The 21,020-nt window shown below is 65.2% G+C and carries 14 protein-coding genes and 1 tRNA gene; 6 read left to right on the top strand and 9 right to left on the bottom strand.

Annotated features, from left to right (window positions below):
- Nucleotides 1-125 precede the first annotated feature (125 nt).
- From lepA to ASF09_RS20575, 4 genes are read right to left on the bottom strand one after another with little or no spacing between them, the layout of a single operon-like run.
- The gene (lepA, locus tag ASF09_RS06520) at nt 126-1,946 is read right to left on the bottom strand and encodes a translation elongation factor 4 (RefSeq protein WP_056049136.1); all 1,821 of its coding nucleotides are present in this window, start codon (nt 1,944-1,946) and stop codon (nt 126-128) included.
- 45 nt (nt 1,947-1,991) lie between these two features.
- Nucleotides 1,992-2,759, bottom strand: a complete 768-nt coding sequence (locus tag ASF09_RS06515; protein WP_156359242.1) for a class I SAM-dependent methyltransferase — start codon at nt 2,757-2,759, stop codon at nt 1,992-1,994.
- Nucleotides 2,756-3,901, bottom strand: a complete 1,146-nt coding sequence (locus tag ASF09_RS20225; RefSeq protein ID WP_060525442.1) for an aminopeptidase — start codon at nt 3,899-3,901, stop codon at nt 2,756-2,758. The genes ASF09_RS06515 and ASF09_RS20225 overlap by 4 nt, the downstream gene beginning before the upstream one ends.
- A 4-nt stretch (nt 3,902-3,905) precedes the next feature.
- Nucleotides 3,906-4,190 carry a hypothetical protein gene (locus ASF09_RS20575; RefSeq protein WP_060525441.1) on the bottom strand — a complete coding sequence of 95 codons (285 nt, stop codon included), beginning with the start codon at nt 4,188-4,190 and terminating at the stop codon, nt 3,906-3,908.
- Between the two features lie 289 nt (nt 4,191-4,479).
- Between ASF09_RS20575 and ASF09_RS06500 the strand changes: the two genes are divergently transcribed.
- Nucleotides 4,480-4,556 (top strand) — tRNA-Pro (locus ASF09_RS06500).
- Nucleotides 4,557-4,742: 186 nt separating this feature from the next.
- The gene (locus ASF09_RS06495) at nt 4,743-6,038 is read left to right on the top strand and encodes an N-succinylarginine dihydrolase (RefSeq protein ID WP_060525712.1); all 1,296 of its coding nucleotides are present in this window, start codon (nt 4,743-4,745) and stop codon (nt 6,036-6,038) included.
- Nucleotides 6,039-6,240: 202 nt separating this feature from the next.
- Here the strand turns inward: ASF09_RS06495 and ASF09_RS06490 are convergent, their stop codons facing one another.
- Nucleotides 6,241-6,585, bottom strand: coding sequence for a hypothetical protein (locus ASF09_RS06490; RefSeq protein ID WP_060525440.1), 345 nt, complete (start codon nt 6,583-6,585; stop codon nt 6,241-6,243).
- A 152-nt stretch (nt 6,586-6,737) separates the two neighbouring features.
- On the opposite strand from ASF09_RS06490, the gene ASF09_RS06485 reads away from it, so the two are divergent.
- Both ASF09_RS06485 and ASF09_RS06480 read left to right on the top strand, forming a co-directional pair.
- The gene (locus ASF09_RS06485) at nt 6,738-8,885 is read left to right on the top strand and encodes a TonB-dependent siderophore receptor (protein WP_060525439.1); all 2,148 of its coding nucleotides are present in this window, start codon (nt 6,738-6,740) and stop codon (nt 8,883-8,885) included.
- A 107-nt stretch (nt 8,886-8,992) separates the two neighbouring features.
- Nucleotides 8,993-9,625 (top strand): glutathione S-transferase, encoded by a 633-nt coding sequence (locus ASF09_RS06480; protein ID WP_060525438.1) that lies wholly within the window; start codon nt 8,993-8,995, stop codon nt 9,623-9,625.
- Nucleotides 9,626-9,667: 42 nt separating this feature from the next.
- Here the strand turns inward: ASF09_RS06480 and ASF09_RS06475 are convergent, their stop codons facing one another.
- Together ASF09_RS06475 and ASF09_RS06470 are read right to left on the bottom strand one after the other, a co-directional pair.
- On the bottom strand, nt 9,668-11,791 hold the full coding sequence (locus tag ASF09_RS06475; RefSeq protein WP_060525437.1) for a M3 family metallopeptidase: 2,124 nt from the start codon (nt 11,789-11,791) through the stop codon (nt 9,668-9,670).
- Nucleotides 11,792-11,940: 149 nt separating this feature from the next.
- Complete coding sequence (locus ASF09_RS06470; RefSeq protein ID WP_060525436.1) at nt 11,941-13,620, bottom strand: alkaline phosphatase D family protein; 1,680 nt, start codon at nt 13,618-13,620, stop codon at nt 11,941-11,943.
- Nucleotides 13,621-13,788: 168 nt separating this feature from the next.
- On the opposite strand from ASF09_RS06470, the gene ASF09_RS06465 reads away from it, so the two are divergent.
- Both ASF09_RS06465 and ASF09_RS06460 read left to right on the top strand, forming a co-directional pair.
- The gene (locus ASF09_RS06465) at nt 13,789-16,185 is read left to right on the top strand and encodes a TonB-dependent receptor domain-containing protein (protein ID WP_060525435.1); all 2,397 of its coding nucleotides are present in this window, start codon (nt 13,789-13,791) and stop codon (nt 16,183-16,185) included.
- A gap of 51 nt (nt 16,186-16,236) precedes the next feature.
- On the top strand, nt 16,237-18,714 hold the full coding sequence (locus ASF09_RS06460) for a PhoX family protein (protein WP_060525434.1): 2,478 nt from the start codon (nt 16,237-16,239) through the stop codon (nt 18,712-18,714).
- 221 nt (nt 18,715-18,935) lie between these two features.
- On the opposite strand, the gene ASF09_RS06455 is transcribed toward ASF09_RS06460, so the two are convergent.
- Together ASF09_RS06455 and ASF09_RS06450 are read right to left on the bottom strand one after the other, a co-directional pair.
- On the bottom strand, nt 18,936-19,328 hold the full coding sequence (locus ASF09_RS06455) for a MerR family transcriptional regulator (RefSeq protein ID WP_056049160.1): 393 nt from the start codon (nt 19,326-19,328) through the stop codon (nt 18,936-18,938).
- The gene (locus tag ASF09_RS06450; RefSeq protein ID WP_060525711.1) at nt 19,325-21,010 is read right to left on the bottom strand and encodes a long-chain-fatty-acid--CoA ligase; all 1,686 of its coding nucleotides are present in this window, start codon (nt 21,008-21,010) and stop codon (nt 19,325-19,327) included. Before ASF09_RS06450 ends, ASF09_RS06455 begins: the two co-directional genes overlap by 4 nt.
- Between the last annotated feature and the right edge of the window lie 10 nt (nt 21,011-21,020).

Genomic DNA, 21,020 nt, shown 5'->3' with positions numbered 1-21,020 from the left:
ATCGCTGCCGAATGCAACGTAGCCGCGCCGCGGCAAAGCCGCGTCGTCGGACGACACGACCGAAGACAAGCTCGGCCGGTCGCCGTCCGGCTCGACGCTTATCCTCGTCCAAGCAGAGCTTGGTCTCAGGCGTCGTCGCCCATCCTCAGCGCGGCAATGAACGCCTCCTGAGGGATGCTGACCGAACCATATTCGCGCATCTTCAGCTTGCCCTTCTTCTGCTTTTCCAGAAGCTTCTTCTTGCGGCTCGCGTCGCCACCGTAACACTTCGCGGTCACGTCCTTGCGCATCGCGCTGATCGTCTCGCGCGCGATCACCTTGCCGCCGATCGCCGCCTGGATCGGAATCTTGAACAGATGGCGCGGAATCAGTTCCTTGAGCCGCTCGACCATGCCCCGGCCGCGCACTTCGGCGGTGCCGCGGTGGACGATCATGCTGAGCGCGTCGACTGGCTCCTCGTTGACCAGGATACCCATCTTGACGAGGTCGCCCTCGCGGTAGCCGATCTGGTGATAATCGAAGCTCGCATATCCCTTCGACATCGACTTCAGCCGATCGTAGAAATCGAACACGACCTCGTTCAGCGGCAGTTCGTAGGTCGCCTGCGCGCGACCGCCAACATAGGTCAGGTTCTTCTGGATGCCGCGGCGGTCCTGACAGAGCTTCAGGACGCTGCCGAGATACTCGTCGGGAACATAGATCGTCGCCTCGATCCACGGTTCGCTGATCGTCGCGATCTTGTTCGGCTCGGGCATGTCGGCGGGGTTGTGCAGCTCGATATGCGTCGTGCCGGACGGATCGGGGTGGGTCAGTTCGATCTCATAGACGACGGACGGCGCGGTGGTGATCAGGTCCAGATCATATTCGCGCGTCAGCCGCTCCTGGATGATCTCCAGATGCAGCAGCCCGAGGAACCCGCAGCGGAAGCCGAAGCCCAATGCCGCCGACGTCTCCATCTCGAACGAGAAGCTCGCATCGTTCAGCCGCAGCTTACTGATGCTCTCGCGCAGCTTCTCGAACTCGGCGGCATCGACCGGGAACATCCCGCAGAACACGACCGGCTGGACTTCCTTGAAGCCCGCGAGCGCTTCGAGCGCAGGCCGCTTGGCATCGGTGATCGTGTCGCCGACGCGCGTCTGCGCGACCTCTTTGATCTGCGCGGTGATGAAGCCCATCTCGCCGGTGCCGAGCTCAGTCAGCTGCTCGATTTTCGGGCGGAAACAACCGACCCGGTCGACCAGATGCATCGTGCCGGTCTGCATGAACTTGATCTGCTGGCCCTTTTTCAGGACGCCATCGATCACGCGCACCAGGATAACGACGCCGAGATACGGGTCGTACCAGCTGTCGACCAGCATCGCCTTCAGCGGCGCCTCCGGGTCGCCGCTGGGTGGCGGGATCTTGGTGACGATCGCCTCGAGGATCTCGACGATGCCGATCCCGGACTTCGCCGACGCGAGCACCGCCTCGGACGCGTCGATGCCGATCACGTCCTCGATTTCCTTGCGGACCTTCTCGGGCTCGGCGGCTGGAAGGTCGATTTTGTTGATCACCGGCACGATCTCGTGGTCGTGCTCGATCGACTGGTACACGTTCGCGAGCGTCTGCGCCTCGACGCCCTGCGCGGCATCGACCACCAGGAGCGCGCCTTCGCACGCGGCCAGGCTGCGGCTCACCTCATAGGCGAAGTCGACATGGCCCGGCGTGTCCATCAGGTTGAGGACGTAATCGAGGCCGTCCTTCGCGTGATACGCAAGGCGCACGGTCTGCGCCTTGATCGTGATCCCGCGCTCCTTCTCGATGTCCATGTTGTCGAGCACCTGCTCGGACATTTCGCGCGCGGTGAGGCCGCCAGTTTCCTGGATCAGCCGGTCGGCGAGCGTCGACTTGCCATGGTCGATATGGGCGATGATGGAAAAATTGCGGATGCGGTCGAGCGGAGTCATGGCGCGCTCCTAGCAGCGACGCCGCGCGGGGGATAGACGGCCGACCTAAAGCTTGCGCGCGATGAGATGATAGCAGCGCGCGACCTGCCGATACGGGTCCAGCCGGCCCGCCAGCCATTCGGCGCGCAACACGTCCTCGGGTTCGTCCGCCAAGATCGGGCCAGTGTGGTGATCGGTAAAGATGCCGATACCCGACCATTCGACGATCCCGGCACCCGCCTCGCTCAGCAGCCCCTCGACCGTTGCACGCGTATGATTACGACTCGCGGCATAGGGACCATGCGCGTCGCTGCCCGTCTCCAGCGCGATGCGCGCCTCGGCCCACCGCTGCGCCAGTCCCGATCGCATCGCCGCCGCCGCCGGGTTGATCGCTACGATCGACACGAGACCGCCCGTCTTGCACAGCGCGACCGCGGTGCGGACCAGCGGCGCGGGATCATCCTCGTACATCAAGACGCTATGGCAGCAGACGAGATCGGCGACTTCCGCCTGGTCCGCCGCCATCGTCGCGCCATCCGCGCAGATCAGCCGGACCCGGTCGCGGATCGCGCCGGGGCCGCGCGCGAGTCGCTGCTCGCCGAGCGCGATCATCTGCGGGTCGATATCCTGGACCACGACCTCATGCCCCGCCATCGCCAGCCGAACCGCCAGCGTTGCGTCGCCACCCCCGAGATCGACCAAGCGCAATGGCCGCTCGGGCAACACCGCGGTCAGCGTACGCAGCATCAGTTCGAGCGGGATACTGGCGCCTCCATGCCCACCCGGCTGCACGAACGCGTCGACGATGTCTGGCGCTGCGGTCCAGTAGTTCATGCCGCGACCAGTGGCGCAGGGCACGGCGTGAGCACGCCGTCCGACAACAACCCGCAGCAGTCGCCGTCCTCGATCTGCAACGTGTCGGGCGAAAACACGTCTTCGTCGCGCGTGCTTTCGGGATGCGGTGCGTCCGACGGCAACAGATGCTCGAGATCGATGACATCACCGCTCCCGTCGACCTCGACGATCCCGCCGCGCGCGATAAGGTCGAGGTGGATCGCACATTGATAGCCGACCACGCCCGGGTCCTGGTTATGCTGGCCGAGCCCGATATGGACGCCTGGCCGACGCTCGTTGATGTGCGAATTCATCGCGATCGGCTCACCGATGCCGAAGTTCGTGCCGAAACCAAGCTCGCCGACATTGTAGGCGCAATGCGTGGTCAATGCAGAGTCGAGGAACCGCATCGTCCGCGGATCCTCGCAGCGATGCGCGACGACCCGCCCGCCTTCAATTTCGATCGTTACCGGAAAGGTCTCCAGCCGCACGTCGTCTTCGGTGATCGCGTTCACGTTATAGGCGAAGTCCGCGACGTGAATGCCCGAAATCTCCGCTGGAAATGTCGCAACCTCACCCGCCGGCAGGATCACCGTGCCGCCCTCGCGCGCACGGCCGCGGTTGCTGATCCAGCGGTGCCTGGCATCAAGCGTGACCTCAAGATCGGCGCCGCCCCGCGTCGTGATCCGCAGGTGCGACGCGCGCGTCAACCGTTCGAGGATCGCGACGTTGCGTCGCGAAAGTTCGTCGGGGGTCGCGAGCAGAGCATCCGCGAACAGGCTGTCGCTGGCGCTGATCGAGCGGTATATCCGCAGGCGTTCCGGCGGATATACCGACAACGCGCGGGTCAGCGCGCCGGTATGCGAAAAGGTATCGCGTTCGAACGACAACAGGATCAGCCGCCCCGCGAACGCATCGACCGCGGGCAAGACCGCAATGAGCCTCTCCTCGAACGTCTCGTCGACGAGCGGCGCCATCCACACGCGTATCGTGGGGATGGCGCGCATCTCGAGCGCGGCGCAGACTAGGGCGGCGGACCGTTGGCTATCGCTCGTATAGAGGATGACCGCGGTGTCGCCGCCGGCGATCCGGACATAGGCGTCCAGCAGGGACTGAACCCCGCGCCAGATCTTCCCGTCCATCGCCCTAGTTCTTCTGTTCGATACCGCGCTCGGTAAGCGTCGGCTTCGAGGTGCTGTAGCTGATCGTCCATGCGACCTCGTCGAGCGTGCGGATGCGCGTCCCGCCGTCGAGCGTTGCGGCCGCGGTGCTGTACGAAATCGTCCAGGCCGCATCGCCGCCCTTGCCGAGGTCGATCACATGCGTGCTGAGGTCGCCGATCCGGAACACTTGCTCGCTGCTTTTCACTTCGCGCAGCACCTGCGCCGAAACGCGGGCGACGATGTCGTTGATTTCCTGTTCGCTAGGCATGTCTGCTCTCCTGGAGTTTCGAGAAAACGCGGCGGCTGTTTCGTATCGGCAATCCGCGTTCCAACGACGCTGCGCTCTTGCGATACCCCGGACAATCGCCGCACAATCCGTTTCGGCGGCAAAACGAGTTCTCGATGTGCAGGCTTGATCCAGGTTACCGGCCGGCCCCGATAAAAGAACCGCCATCCCGGTGCAGCTTCCCGCTACGAGCTCTTCCAATCGATCGTAGCAGGATATTTGTCTTGAACGTTCGAGATGTCGCGGCTAGGGCGCTCACCGGCAATGTTGTCGGGGCGTGGCGCAGTCTGGTAGCGCACTGGTCTCGGGGTCCAGGGGTCGTAGGTTCGAATCCTATCGCCCCGACCATTGCCGATTTTTCGGGGTTCAGCCCTGCTTTCCCCGAACATTTTGCATCCTACGCTGCGATCTCCGCCGTCGCGGGCCCGGCTGTGACGCTTGCGCAAATCGTCTGATTTCTCAGCGCGCCGGCTGGCGTGATCGCGGTCCGACGCGCTACTGTTCAGTCGTATGACGCGGACAGTACGGGAGAGGATTGTCGTGATCGAGGTCAATTTCGACGGGCTGGTCGGCCCGACGCACAATTACGCGGGGCTCTCGATCGGCAATCTGGCGTCGGCGAACAATGCGGGTGCCGTGTCGGCGCCTCGGCTTGCCGCGCTCCAGGGCGTCGTGAAGATGCGCCGGCTGATCGCGTTGGGATTCAGGCAGGGCCTCTTTCTCCCACACGTCCGCCCGAATATCGACTGGCTCCGCGCGCTGGGCTTTGTCGGCAGCGATGCCGAGGTGCTTGCCTCGGCCTGGAACGCCGACCGAGCGCTAGTCGCCAACGCCTTCTCCGCGTCGGCGATGTGGACCGCGAATGCCGGGACGGTATCGCCCGCCCCCGACACCGCCAATGGGCTTTGCCATATCTCGGTGGCGAACCTGTCGACCATGCCGCATCGCGCGAGCGAGTGTGGACAGACCGAGCGTCAGCTGCGGCTCGCGTTTGGCGATGCGCGCTTCTTCCGCGTCCATGCTCCCGTCCCCGCTGCCTTCGGCGACGAAGGCGCGGCGAACTTCATGCGGATCGTGCAGCAAGCGGGCGGCAGTGGCGTCGAGATCTTCGTCTATGGTGAGGGACACGCCGGCGGCTTCCCGTCTCGCCAGTCACGCACCGCAAGCGAAGCGGTCGCGCGTCGCCACGGCCTCGATCCCGCGCGCACGCTGATGGTCCGGCAAAGCGACGCCGCGATCGCAGCCGGTGCATTCCACAACGACGTCGTCGCGGTCGCTAACGGGCACGTTCTCTTCACCCACGAGCATGCCTTCGCCGACCCGCAGGCGTTCTATAGCGACCTGCACCGGCTCGTGCCGGACGTGGTGATCCTAGCCGTGCCCGCCGACAGGGTCAGCCTGAAGACCGCTATCGGGACCTATCTGTTCAACTCGCAACTCGTCACTGCGACTGACGGTACGATGACCCTCGTGCTTCCAGCCGAAGCGCGGGAGGATGCCGCGGTATGGACGTGGTTGACCGAGCAGATCGCGGATGGCGGTCCGATCCGCCGGCTTGAAGTGGTCGATGTCCGGGAATCGATGCGCAACGGCGGCGGCCCCGCCTGCCTGCGGTTGCGCGTCCAGGTCGACGAGGACGCGCTGGCGTCGATCGATCCCCGGTTCCTGCTCGACGAAACGATCTGCACCCGGATCGAAGACGTCGTCGCCCGCGAATGGCCGGAGGCGATCGGCTCTGATGACCTCGGCGATCCGCGACTTTGGGAACGCTGCACGCGCGCGCGCGCCACGCTAACCCGAGCGCTTGGCTTCGGCCCCGACGAAGTCTGAGCGTTACTAGGGAGAAGCGCCCCGCCCGTCCGTGCGACACTCTCGTATCCGGGCGGGGCGCCGTGGACGCTTCATCGATCGACGCGCGTCTCTATGGGCAAGCTAACACGGCCGACGCCGTTGAAAACTTCCGTTCGTCCAGTTTGGCGGTCGTCCATCCCGATTATTGCCCGGTATGCCGATGATCCCCTGGACCCTGACCTTAAGAGGCACCGGTCGCGGCGGGAAGCTTGACCTTGCGGAGTGAGGCGATCACCTGCCGTGCACCTGGCGGTGCCACCTGAACGAATAGCTCGAACAGTGCCTCGTCGGTGAACTGCTCGATGTCGGTGCCAAGCGGCAAGGCGATGGCTTGCCGGCTGCGCGCGCCGGGTTGTGCTTCGATCACGATCGTCCGCCAGGCCATCCCGACCGGCGGTTCGCCGTCGACGTCGTTGAATTCGCCCGGGATCGTGTTCCGGAGTCGCAACCGACGGTCCGTACGCTTGGCAAACCACGCATCGTCGCCCGCGGCGGCGATCTGCACCGCTATCGTCTGTCCATTCATGCCGCTTCCTCACATCGACCGGTATCGCCGATCATAGCGACGCGGTGTTGCCGCACCACCACAGATGCAAGCCAGAAAATCCCAAGAGCCAACTTACTATTGATAATAGTTATCATAAACATTAGCGGGATGGTTCTCGATAAGGAAACCCCATGACACGTCGTCGCTTCGGCACCGCCCTTTTGCTTGGTTCTACGCTGGCCGCATTGCCGGTGCAGGGGCAAGTCCGCACCGAGGACGGCGAAACCGGCGCCATCGTCGTGACGGGGCAGCATGCGCGTGGTCAGGCTTCTTCGGGTACCAAGACGGACACGCCGCTCGCCGAGACGCCGCAGTCGATCAGCGTCATCACCGCCGACGACATTGCCGGGCGCAGTCTCCAGAATCTCAACCAGGCGCTGCGCTTCGTCGCCGGCGTCACACCGGAAACGCGCGGCTCGAGCGGCGAGGTCTACGACCAGTTCAAGCTGCGTGGGTTCGACGCGCCGGTCTATCTCGACGGGCTGAAGCAGTTCGGCAGCGCGTCCGGCTACGCGGTCCCGCAGATCGACGTCTCGCGGCTCGATCGGATCGAAGTCATCAAGGGCCCCGCTTCCGTACTCTACGGCCAGTCCAGCCCCGGCGGGCTCGTCGCGGAGTCGAGCAAGCTGCCGCTCGACCAGGCGTTGTACGGCGCGATTGGCGGGACCTACGGCAATTACGATCTCTACCGCGTCGATGCCGATATCGGCGGCCGTGCCGGGGCCGGCGTCCTATGGCGGATCAACGGAAGCGTTAACGGGGCCGACACGCAGCAGAAATTCGGCAAGCGCGAGCGCCAGACGATCTCGGGCGCGGTGACCGTCGGCGCGGGCACCTCGACCAGCTTCACGCTGCTCGGCGCCTATTCGCACGATCCGTACAACGGCGATTACGGCGTGTTCCCGGCCAGCGGCACGTTGATCGCCAACCCCAACGGCAAGCTGCCGACCAGCTTCGACGGTGGCGAAGCGGGCAACCGGTTCAGCCGCGAACAGGCCGCGCTCACTTACATCTTCCGCCACGATTTCGGCGGCGGCTGGGCGTTCCGCTCGTCAGGCCGGTATCAATACGTGAAGTCGAACCTCGGCCTGATCTATACCGCCGGCGCCCTCGATGCGACCGACCCGACCCAGCAGACCTATAGCCGCGCCTCCTATGCGACCCGCGAGCAGCTCAACAACTGGACGTTCGACAACCAGTTGACCGGCACGGTGCAGACCGGCCCGGTCAAGCACACGCTGTTGTTCGGGGCCGACCGCCAGGTCGCGCATTCGGCCGAAGTCGGCGCGTTCGGCACCGCGCCGTCGCTGAATGGGTTTGCCCCGGTCTATGGCACGGTGGTGGTACCGACCACGCCGGAAGCGATCGGTAGCCAGCCTCCGATCAACGTGCAGCAGCGTCAGCAGGGCGTCTATGCGCAGGATCAGATGTCGCTCGGCGACCTTCGCGTGATCCTGAGCGGGCGCCAGGATTGGGCGCGTGCGCATCGGGACGGGCAGGACGTCAAGCACGATGAGAAGTTCACGTATCGTGCCGCCGCCCTTTACACACTTCCGTTCGGTCTTGCGCCGTACGTCAGCTATTCGACCTCGTTCGAACAGCAAGCTAGCCCAGTCACGAGAAGCGACGGAACAGCGGGACTCGCGGACCCATCGCTGGGTAAGCAACTTGAGGCCGGTGCGAAGTTCACCGTTCCCGGCACCCAGATCCTGCTCTCGGGTGCGTGGTTCCGGATCAACCAGACCAATGTCCTGACAAGCACACCAAATTTCAGCGTGTCTCGGCAGACCGGCGGCGTTCGCTCGCAGGGCGTCGAGTTCGAAGGGACCGCCCCCCTGCCCTACGGGTTCGACGCGCGCGTCGCCTATAGCCGCCAGCGCGTTAAGGTTACGAGCGACGCCGACGATCCGTCGCGTGTCGGTCGCGGGCTCGAGACAGTCGGGCGTGGCGGTACGACGCTCGCGCTGAATTGGTCCCCGCCCGAGGGTGGCCTGGCCGGACTGACGATCGGCGGCGCACTGCGCCATGTCGACCAGGTCTATGCAGGCGTCACGCCGGGCGAAACCGTCGGGCGCAACAGCCCGTCCTACACCGTGTACGACGCGCTCATCCGCTACGACCTGGCGAAGTTCGCCCCCTCGCTCCACGGCCTGAGCCTGGCGGTCAACGGCGCCAACCTCTTCGACAAGAAGTATCTGACGTCGTGCTTCGCCAACTACAACTGGTGCTGGTACGGCAACCGCCGCACCGTCCAGGCGACGATCGGCTATCGCTTCTAATGCGGTAACAACGAGACATCCCGGCCGATCGACATTCGGTCATCGGTCGGGAGCGACGAAGCTGTCGGAGTGACGACGTCAGCGTAGCGATCCGGTATGGTCGGCCAATGCTGCCGATCCTCTACAGTTTTCGACGATGCCCCTATGCGATGCGGGCGCGGCTTGCGATCGTGGTGCGCGCGCGCGGTGTCGAACTGCGCGAGATCGTCCTGCGCGCGAAGCCGCCCGCGATGCTTGCGGCGTCACCCAAGGGTACGGTGCCGGTGCTGATCCTGCCAGACGGGTCGGTGATCGACGAGAGCCTCGCGATCATGCGGTGGGCGTTCGCCTCCGGCGACGTCGCGCGAAATGGCGAGACGGATCCGGATGCGTTGATCGCCACGAATGACGGCGCGTTCAAATATCACCTCGATCGGTACAAATATGCCGACCGCTATGGGGTGAACCGTCTGGAACATCGCGCGGACGCCACGGACATCCTCGCCAACCTCGACCAACGGCTGCGGGTCGCCGATCATCTGGGACGCGACGCGCTGTCCCTCGTCGACCTGGCGATCATGCCGTTCGTACGCCAGTTCGCGGAAACCGATCGATCGTATTTCGACGGTCTGCCGATGCCGGGTTTGCAGGCCTGGCTGACGCGGCATCTGTCGTCGCGGCTTTTCGAACGGATCATGGTCCGCCCTCCGCCGTGGACCGACGGCGATCCACCAACCATCTTTCCGGAGCACGCCTCCTGAGCGGCGATCGTCGTCGATCGCCGCTCAGGGTTCGTCACCACATCATTTTGCCGAAGCGGAAAGTCCACGGTCTTCGAGCATCGGACCGATATCCGGGTTCTTGCCGTAGAACGCCTTGAACATCGGACCGTAATCCTCGGTATGGCCCTTCGACAGGATCATGTCGCGGAAGCGCTGGCCGTTCGCACGCGTCGGCCCGCCATGAGCCATGAACCAAGCATAGGCGTCGTTATCGAGCATCTGCGTCCACAGATACGCGTAATAGCCCGCCGCATAGCCACCCGCCCAGATGTGCGCGAAATAGCTGGTGCGATAGCGCGGCGGCACGTCCTTCGTGTCGAGGCCCATCGAGTTCAACGCCTTGGTTTCGAACGAGTCGACATTCTGCGGCCCGGCCGACGCCGGCAGCGAATGCCAGTCCTGATCGAGCGTCGCCGCCGCGACTAGTTCGCCCAGTTCATACCCCTGGTTGAACTTCGCCGCATTCTTGATCTTCGTGACGAGCGCCTGCGGCATCACCGCACCGGTGCGATAATCCTTGGCATAGTTCGCGAACACCTTGGGATCGAGCGCCCAATGCTCGTTGAACTGCGACGGAAACTCGACCCAGTCGCGCGCGGTGTTGGTGCCCGAGACCAGAGGATAGGTCTGGTTCGCGAACAGCCCGTGCAGCGCATGGCCGAACTCGTGGAACATCGTCGTCACGTCGTCGAACGTGATCAGCGCGGGCTGGCCCGGTGCGGGCTTGGTGAAGTTGCCGACGTTATAGACGACCGGCTTGGTTTTCAGCAGCTTCGACTGGCCGACGAAGTTCGACATCCAGGCGCCGCCCGCCTTGTTGTCGCGCTTCCAATAATCGAAATACATCAGGCCGAGTTCGGAGCCGTCCTTGTCGAACACCGTGAACACACGGATGTCCGGCTGATAGGTCGGGATGTCGCGGCGTTCCTTGAACGTGACGCCGTAGAGCTGGTTGGCGGCGAAGAACACGCCGTCGGTCAGCACGCGGCTGATCTCGAAATACGGCTTCAGCTCGTTCTGGTCGAGGTCGTACTTGGCCTTGCGCACCTTGTCCGAATAGAAATCCCAGTCGGACGGCGCGAGCGGGAACGAGGCGCCGGTCGCGTCGATCGTCTTCTGCAACTCGGCGGCCTCGCGACGCTGTTCGGCCGCCGTCGCGGGGACGAGCTGCGTCATGAAGCCCTTCGCCGCCGCCGGGGTCTTCGCCATCTGATCGTACAGCGAATAGGCGGCATAGTTCGGATAGCCGAGCAACTGCGCCTTCTGCGCACGCAACTGCGCGATCTTCTGGATCAGCGCGCGCGTATCGTTGGCGTCACCCTTCTCCGAGCGGGTCCAGCTCTTGTCGAAGAGCGCCGCACGCGTTGCACGATCGGAGAGCGAGGCGAGCGCGGGCTGCTGCGTCGTGTTCTGCAGCGACAGCACGTATTTGCCGGGCATCCCGCGCTCCTTGGCGCCCTCCGCGGCGGCGGCGATCTCCGCATCGCTCAGGCCGGCGAGCTTGGCCTTGTCGTCGACCACCAGCGCCCCCGCCTTGGTGCCGGCAAGCAGCTTCTGCTGGAAGTCGGTTGTCGCGGTCGAGATTTGCGTGTTGAGCAACCGCAGCTTGGCCTTGTCGGCATCGTTCAATTGCGCGCCGGCATGGAGGAAATCGCTGTGATAGATCTCGAGGACCTGCTTCTGCTCGGCATCGAGGCCCAGCGAGTCCTTCTTCGCGTACAGCGCCTGGACGCGCGCGAAGAGCTTCGGATCGAGGTAGATCGCGTCGCTGTGCTGCGCGAGCTTGGGTGCCTCGGCGGACCGTACCGCGTCGAGCGCGTCGTTGGTGTTGGCCTGCGACACGCCGAAGAACGCCTGGCTCGCGCGGTCGAGCGTCCGGCCCGAGCGCTCCATCGCCTCGATCGTGTTGGCGAAGGTCGGCGCTGCGGAGTTATTCGCGATCGCCTTCATCTCGGCGATCTGTTCGGCCATGCCCTGCTCCAGCGCGGGCTGGTAATCGGTGTCCTTGATCTGGTCGAAGCGCGGTGCCTGGAACGGCAGCGTGCTGGGGACGGTCAGCGGATTGACGCGCGCCGCCTGGACGGGCGTCAATCCCGCGAAACAGCAGAGTATGGCGGCGGAGCGAAGCAAAGTGGAACGCAGCATCGGTGTCTCACAAAGACAGGAGTGATGACGCGCTTCTTGCATGGACCGTCGCAGCGTTACAATGTCTCAATTAGCCCTCGCCCGATATCCCCAAGGCCCGCGGGACGGCATCGACCATGCCGCCCCGCTGGTCCTATGCCGCGCTCCCGTCAGACGATCTTTTCGAGCGGCTGGTTCGGTCGATCGGCATAGGCGCGGAAGCGCGCCGCGCTGCCTTGCGTGTAGGGCTTGGCGAACACCGTCGACACCGTCACCGAATCACCGGTCGCATGCTCCGGCGTCAGGGTCAGCAGCGTGAACCCCTTCAGATCCTGGTCGCAGAACCGGACCTCGCCCTTGTTGGCGTCGGCGATCAGCGTGCCGATGCCGGGCAGCAGCGAGCCGTAGGACGGGCTGGTGATCGCGGTGCAGCCGAATTCCGCGGCAACCAGTTTGCCCGACGCATCGTGCAGGTCGTTCGCCCACGCCGCGTGGCTGTCGCCCGACAGCACGATCGGCCGCGACTTCGCGCGCTTGAACGCCGCATAGAGTCGCTCGCGGGCGGGCGGATAGCCGTCCCAGCTGTCGAACCCGAACGGCAGGCCGGCGCGGTACGAGGCGATGCTCGCGGTCAGACGCTCGCGCCACATCGCGGGCAGCTTCGCCATCGTCTCTGCGAACTTCACCGGCCCGAGCTGGCGCTCCATATCGGGCCCTGCGACCTTCGCCATCACCACCTGGTTGCCGAGCACCTGCCACGGCTTGCCCGCCGCGACCGAGGACGCCATCGTCTTCTCGACCCAGGCGAGCTGCGCGGGCCCGAGCAGTTCGCGATCGGTCCGCGCGCGCTCGGCGAGCATCGGCGCGTATTCGGCCTGTGTGATCTCCTCGCCCTTCGACACTACCTGATGGCTGCGCGCGAGCAGCCGCGTCTCGACCATCACCAGCGTCGCGAGATCGCCGAACTCGAAGCTGCGGTTGATCGCCGCCCAGGGCTGGCCAGGCTTGGGATCGCGGATCGGCATCCATTCGAAATACGCCTGCATCGCCGCCGCTTTCCGCGCATCCCAGTCGCCTTCGGTCTTGGGATCGTGGTTCTCGGCGCCGTGCATCCAGTCGTCATTGGCGACCTCGTGATCGTCCCACACACAAATGAACGCGGCGCGCGCGTGCGCGGCCTGCATGTCGGCGTCGCGCTTCACCTGCGCGTGGCGCATGCGGTAATCGGCGAGGCTGACGATCTCGTGACGTGGCTCGACCAAGCGATCGATCTTCTTGGCGATGTCCGCGCCGTAACCGTCGACGCCGTATTCGTAGATATAGTCGCCGAGGTGCAACACCGTGTCGACGCGGTCGAGCTTGGCGATCGCGTCATAGGCGTTGAACAGGCCGCCCGCGTAGAGCTGGCATGAGACGACCGCCATGACGACGTCGGCGACCTTGCCCTTGGGCAGCGTGCGGAACCGGCCAACCGGCGAGCGCGTGCCGTCGGCAGCGTCGAACCAGTAGCGATATTCGCGGCCCGGCTGGAGCCCGGTCGCCTCGACCTTCGCGGTGAAGTCGCGCGCCGCCCGCGCCTTGACCCTGCCCGAGCGGAGCGGTTTGCCGTTCTCGGTTTCGGCGACGTGCCATGTCAGCGCGATGTCGCCGGCCTGGCCCGCCTCGACCGGGGTGGCGCGGGTCCACAGGATGGCACCGTCGAGCGAGGGATCGCCGCTCGCCACGCCGTGATCGAAGCGGCTCTTGGCCGCCCCCGCTGCGTGCGTCGCGGCCGAGGGCAGCGCGAGCGTCGCACCCGAACCGGCGAGTTTCAGCGCAGTCTTCAAAGCATCGCGGCGGTTGATCGTCATTGAACAGGGCTTTCGTTATTAGGCACCGCCGCGGTAGGCGCACTCCGCGACACTCCGGTGGCAACCCTGTGACAGTGGCGTGACTGGACTGTCATCTTGCTTTCATGAAGACGCCGTTTAACCGTCACGTTCCCTGCCTAGTGCCGATGCACGAACACGGGGGACACAATGACACGCATCTTTACGCGGCTCGCGCTTGCGACGCTCGCCACGACCTGCTCGACCGCGGCACTGGCCCAGGCGACAGCGGAGCCCGGCACGGAAGCCACGGCTTCCACCACCCCGAACGACGAGATCGTCGTCACCGCGCAGAAGCGCGAACAGCGGATCGCCGACGTTCCCGTCACCGTCACCGCGATCACCGGCGCGAAGATGGCATCGATCGGCGTCAATTCGCTGAGCGAGGTCGCAGCGTATATTCCCGGCCTGCAGATCCAGGAGCAGAGCGCGAACAACCCGGGCTTCGTGATCCGCGGCATCACCTCGGACAACGGCTCGTCGCAGCAGGGCGCGCGCGTCACGCTGTATTACAACGGCATCGACATCAGCCGGTCGCGCGGTGCGTATCAGGACCTGTTCGATCTCGAGCGGATCGAGGTCGTGAAGGGCCCGCAGGCGACGCTGTTCGGCACAGCCGCGGCAGTCGGCGCGATCAGCGTCATCTCGGCGAAACCGCAGCCCGGCGTGTCGGGCGCGATCAACGGCTCCTACGGCAATTTCAACCGGACGCAGGTGTCTGGCTTCCTCAACGCCGGCAACGACGTGCTCGCCGGGCGGATCGCGTTCGCGTACAAATACCGCGATGGCTATGTCCGCAACATCGCCGGCGATCCGAAGGTCCCGAACCAGAACCAGGGCCTCGTCGACCAGGACGATCTGAACGGCCAGGACCAGCGCGGCCTGCGCGGCTCGCTGCGCTATCGCCCTAGCGATAGCATCACCGCCGATCTCGTCCTCACCTATGACGGCCAGCGCAACCCCGGTACTGCGTTCAAGAGCCGTGCGCACGCCCCGACCGGCGGGCAGACCGGCGACTATGGCTACGCCGAACTCTCGGGCTCGCCGTACAGCGCCGCGGTTCTCGGCGCACGCAAGCTTGGCCTCGACCGCAACGTCTATGACGCAAACCTGACGATCACCGCAGACCTGTCGCCCGGGATCACCTTCACGACGGTCAACGGGTATCGCCGGTTCGACGCTCTCGAAGTGTTCGACGCCGACGGTGGCCCGGCCGCGTATCTGGAGTTCGCCGAGGATGCCAAGGGCGACCAGTGGAGCCATGAGAGTCGCTTCGCGTTCGAAGGGCCGAAATACCGCGCCTCGGTAGGCTGGAACGCATTCTTCGAGAACGGGCATCAGCGCGTCCCGTTCGCAACCGAAGAGGGCACGTATCTCGCCTGCTCGGTCGCAGCCGCCTATGCGCCGATCCGCACGGCGCTCAACGGTGCGGGCATCACCACAGGTACGTCCTGCGTCGCACCGAACGGTACGATCCCGGCCACGCGGGCGACCGCGGCGCTCACCGGTGGCCGTGCAACCGCAATACCTTACGCCGCAGAGTTCACGAACTATGGCAGGAACAACACCTACTCGGTGTTCGCCGATGCGACCTATATCCCGGTCCCCGCGCTCGAACTGACCGCAGGGGCGCGCATCCTGATCGAGGATCGCCAGTCGGGCTATTCGTCGATCCAGCCGAACTCGGTGATCCTGGCATCGCTGAACATCCGGACCAGCCTGCTCGGCACCGCGAATACCAACGGCAACAAGTTCGTTGCCGAGAAGAGCTTCACCGCGATCCTGCCGCGCTTCAATGCGCTGCTGAAGCTCAACGACTACGTCAACCTCTACGCCACGATCAGCAAGGGTCGCCGCTCGCCGGTCGTCCAGCTGGCCGCACAGAACACCGCGTTCGGGGTCGGGCCTAACCTGCAAGTCGTGCCGCAGGAAAATGTCTGGAACTACGAAGGCGGCATCAAGGGGCGGGTCGGACCGTTCACCGGCGCTGCGTCGGTGTTCTACCAGACCTATGACGGCTTCCAGGTGTCGATCACCAACAACGGCGTCACCACCACGCAGAGCGCCGGATCGGCCAAGAACCTCGGCGTCGAGCTCGAAGGTACTCTGAAGCTCGCCTCGTATCTCTCTGCCTTCGCGACATTTGCCTATATCGATGGCGGCATCGGCGACGAGGCGGCGAACGGCGTGTTCGCGGGCAATCGCTTCCGTCTCCAGCCGGAGACGACCGCATCGGGCGGCCTGATGCTGCGGCTGCCAGTGGGTGGCGCGACGCTCTATGCGACGCCGAGCATCAACTACCGGACCAAGGTGTTCTTCGAGCTGCCGAACAGCCAGGCGGTCAGCACGCCGGGCTACACGCTCGTCAACGCGCGCGCCGGGCTCGAGTTCGCGGAAGGCCGCTACAGCGTCGGCGGGTTCGTCCGCAATGCGACCAACAAGCGCTATCTGATCGACGCGGGCAACACCGGCGGGGGCTTCGGCATCCCGACCTACATCGCCGGCGAACCGCGCTTCTACGGCATCGAACTGGGCGCGAAGTTCTGATCCGCCACTAGCCGCGACCGCACCGACCATTCATCCCCGGGGGGACCATCCATGACGTTCGAAACCATCTATACCGACGGCGATATCGACACCAATCCGACCGCCAATCCGCACCTCAACGACCTGATCGAGGTGCGGTATTCGCGCCGCCAGACGTTGATGGGCGGGATGTCGGCAACCGCCGCGGCGGTGTTCGGCGGCATGCTGCTGACCGGCTGCGACGACGACAGCGACAGCGGCGCGAGCCCCGTCACGGTCACCGCGACCGCAGGCGGGAGTGCATCGGCCGGCCGCGTGGCGACGCTGACCGGCGCCGCGATCGGCCAGGTCGACAGCGTCAGCTGGACGCAGACCGCCGGCCCGAGCGTCACGCTCGCCGGCGCAACCACGAGCACCGCGACGTTCGTCGTGCCGGGGGCAGCCGCCGGCACCGTCCTGACCTTCCTGTTCACCGCCGTATCGGCGCGCGGATCGGTCACCGCCTCGACCAGCGTGACGGTGGGTGCCGCCTCGCTCGGCTTCACTGCGGTTGCGAAGAGCCTCGCCGATGTCGTCGCGGTACCGACCGGCTATGCGGTGACGGTGCTCTACCGCCTCGGCGATCCGATCGGCAGCGGCGTCGGCGCTTATGCCAATGACGGCAGCGACACGACATTTTCCAAGCGCGCCGGCGATCACCATGACGGCATGAGCTATTTTGGGTTATCAGCTGCCGGCACGCCCGATGCCGACGGCAACACGCGCGGATTGCTCGTGCTCAACCACGAAAACATCACGCAGGCCTATCTGCATCCGAACGGCCCGACCACGACCGGCGGCGTCCGTCCCGAAGCCGAAGCGCTGAAGGAGATGGAGTGCCACGGGGTGTCGGTGATCGAGATCAGCCGCGCCGCCGCATGGAGCTATGTCACCACCTCGTCGTTCAACCGCCGCATCACCCCGCTGACGCCGATGAGCTTCTCGGGGCCGGTGCGCGGCGCCGACAGCCTCAAGACACGCTACGCGCCCGACGCCACGACGGGACGCGGCACGATCAACAATTGCGCCAATGGTACAATGCCTTGGCATACATACCTGACGAACGAAGAGAACTGGGTCGGCTATTTCCGCCGCGAGGTCGGCGACGGTGCACGTCGTGCAGCGAGCGGCCCGATCGGTGTAAAAGCCAACACGTCGCTCGCGCGGTATGGCAAGACCGAGAGCAGCAGCAGCACGGCTGGCAACTATGGCTGGTGGTCGGTCACGCCGGCGGACACGACCAGCACGGTCTATTCGCGCTGGAACATCACCGCGCAGGCCGGCGCCCCCGCCGACGGCACGGGCGATTTCCGCAACGAGATCTTCCAGTACGGCTGGGTCGTCGAGATCGATCCGTTCGATGCAGCGTCGACGCCGCGCAAGCGTACCGCGCTGGGCCGGATGAACCATGAGGGCTGCCAGATCGGCCGGACGATCGCGGGCGTGAAGCCGGCGTTCTATATGGGCGACGATGCGCAGAACGAATATATCTACAAGTTCGTGTCGGCGACGCCCTGGTCGGCAAGCGATGCAACGGCGGCGAACCGGCTGGCGATCGGTGACAAATATCTCGATACCGGAACGCTTTACGTTGCGAAGTTCGCGGCGGACGGTAGCGGACAGTGGCTGCCGCTGGTGTTCGGTCAGGGACCTCTCACCTCGGCCAATGCGGCGTATCCGTTCTCGAGCCAGATCGATGTGCTGATCAATACGCGACTTGCCGCGGATGCGCTCGGTGCGACGCGGATGGATCGTCCGGAATGGACGGCGGTGAACCCGGCGACCGGCGAGATGTATTGCACGCTCACCAACAACTCGTCGCGGACCGTCCCGACCGCGGATGCGTCCAATCCGCGCGCCTATGTCGATCCGAAGACGACCGGCGGCCAGACCACGGGCAACGCCAATGGGCACATCATCCGCCTGCGCGAGACCGGCGACACGTCCGAGGCGGTGGCGTTCGCATGGGACATCTACGCGTTCGGGGCCGGTTCCGATCTCGATGCGACCAACATCAACCTTTCGGGCCTCGAGGCGACCAACGACTTCTCGTCGCCGGACGGCTTGTGGTTCGGCCTGCCGAGCAATGCGTCGGGGACGATCGCGCCGGTGATGTGGATCGAGACCGACGACAGCGCGTACACCGACGTGACCAACTGCATGCTACTCGCCTCGGTGCCGGGAATCGTCAACGATGGCGGTACGCGAACGGTGACGAACACGATCGGCGCGGCAACCGGCTCGGTGACGACGCGGATTGGCAAGGCACCGGGGGCGGCACTGCGCCGCTTCCTGGTCGGGCCGAAGGAGTGTGAGATCACGGGCATTCATTCGACGCCGGACGGCCGGTCGCTGTTCGTCAACATCCAGCATCCCGGCGAGAATGGCGGGCCGACGAACATCACCAGCAGCTGGCCTGCCAACCAGGCGGGCGCGGTGGCAGCTCCGTCACGGCCGCGGTCGGCGACGATCGTGATCACGAAGACCGACGGGGGTGTGGTGGGGCTTTAAGCTTCGGAGTTTGCTGATCCTCCCCCGCGAGGGGGAGGATCGACTAACGCACCACCCCGGCGAAGGCCGGGGCCCAATTGGGGGACGTCGCTCATCAGCGCTGTGCGTCGTTACCTCGGCTTTCCCAATTGGGCCCCGGCCTTCGCCGGGGTGGTGCATTCTCGCCAAATGGTATCGTTGTCATAGGCTTGGGACTCGTCTCTCACGAGCAGCGGTAGCTATCAGACCAACCCAGCCGGAATCCGCGCAAGAGCCTCCTGCTCGATCTTCTCCAGCTCATCCCGCGTCTGCACAATCGCCTCGCGCTGCGCGTCGAGCAGATCGATCCGCTGGCGACAGCGTTCGGCGAGCGCGCGCATCTGCTCCACATGCTGCGGGTCGGCGTCGTAGAGGTCGAGGAACTCCTCGATGTCGCGCAGCGTGAAACCGAGACGTTTGCCGCGCAGGATCAGCTGCATCCGGGCGACTTCGCGCCGCGTGTAGACCCGCGTCGTGCCGATCCGGCAGGGCTCGATCAGCCCCTTGTCCTCGTAGAAGCGGAGCGTCCGCGCGCTCACGCCGAGCATGCGCGAGACCTCCTGTATGCCGGTCAGATCGTCCTGTCGGTCGTTCACGCGTCCACTCCCCTCGCCTCCGACGCCGCCGCCTTTGCGGTCTCTTCAGCGACAAGTTCCTTTTTGGATAGCTTGCCGATCAGCGTCTTGGGCAGACTGTCGCGGATTTCTACCTCGCGGGGAAGCTCGATCTTGCTGATCTTGTCGCGCAGAAAATCGCGCAGTTCTAGCGGGGTAGCGACCGTACCTTCGGCCAGCACGACGAACGCCTTGGGGGCCTGGCCGCGATATTTGTCGGGCACGCCGATGACGACCGCTTCGAGCACCGCGGGATGTTCGTACAATGCCTCCTCGATCACGCGCGGATAGACGTTGTAGCCGCCGGCGAGGATCAAGTCCTTGATCCGGTCGACGATGAACAGATAGCCGTCCGCATCGAGATGCCCGACGTCGCCGGTGCGCAGCGCGCCGTCCGCGAACAGGTCCGCGGTGGCGGCGGGATTATGCCAATAGCCTTGCGTAATCTGCGGCCCACGCGCGCAGATCTCGCCATTCTCACTGATCGGCAACAGGCGCGTCGGATCTTCGCGGTCGCGGATCTCGATCGTCGTGCCCGGAAAGGGCAGCCCCGCGGAGCCCGGCTTGTTGAGGCCATCGATCGGGTTGCAGGTGATGATCGGCGAAGCTTCCGACAGACCATACCCCTCGCATAACTTCGCACCGGTCGCCGCCTCGAACGCGATCCGCACCTCCGCCGGCAGCGGTGCGCCGCCGGAAATGCAGGCGTGGATCGAGGACAAGTCGATCTTCTGCGACTCGGCCGCGGTGGTGATCGCGGCGTAGATCGTCGGCACCGCGGGGAAATAGCTGGGCTTGGTGCGCGCGATCGTTTTCAGCAGCGCTCCGAGTTCGAAGCGCGGCATCAGGATCATCTCGGCGCCGGTGCGGATCGAATAGGTCAGCACCGTGGTCAGCGCGAAGACGTGGAATAGCGGCAGCGCGCCGAGCACGCGGTCCTGGTGGGGCTGCTCGCCACCGACGAACACGACCATCGCATCCGCGTTCGCGACGAGATTGGCGTGACTGAGCATCGCCGCCTTGGGCTCGCCCGTCGTGCCCCCGGTATATTGCAGCACCGCGACATCGTCCGGGGCGACCGCGACCGGGGACGGCGCACCCTTCGCCTTGAGCAGCGCGTCGAACGTCGAGTGGCGCGCATCGCTCGGTGCATGGCCAATCTCGGCGCGCTTGAAGATCCGGTAGGCGATCGACTTCAGCGTCGGCAGAGCGCCTGCGATCGGACAGGTTATAACGTGCTTCACGCCCATCTGCCCCGCGACCTTGAGGACGCGCGCGTGGATTTCGGCGATGTCGCAGGTGGCGATGATCGTTGCGCCCGAATCCTCAAGCAGATGCGCCAGCTCGCGCTCGACATAGAGCGGGTTTACGTTGACGACGACGCCGCCGGCCTTGAGGATCGCGAAGAACAGGATCGGATAATAGGGCGTGTTCGGCAGGCAGAGCGCGACGCGCGTGCCCTTCGCGACGCCCATGTCCTGGAGTCCGCGTGCTGCCCGGTCGACCGACTCGCCGAGCGCGGCATAGGTCAGCGTCCGACCCATGAAATCGAGCACGTTGCGCGACCCGAACCGGCGCACCGAAAGGTCGAGCATGTCGCCCAGCAGCCGCGGCTCGCCCAGCAACGGGACGCCGATCGCCTTGCCCCCGGAAGTGTCCTGCATCTCGCTCTCC

It is taken from the genome of Sphingomonas sp. Leaf242 (assembly GCF_001422045.1).
In the GTDB taxonomy this organism is placed as follows: domain Bacteria; phylum Pseudomonadota; class Alphaproteobacteria; order Sphingomonadales; family Sphingomonadaceae; genus Sphingomonas.
Note: the sequence above shows the minus strand (reverse complement) of the source record. Positions and strands in the feature narration are given on the sequence as shown.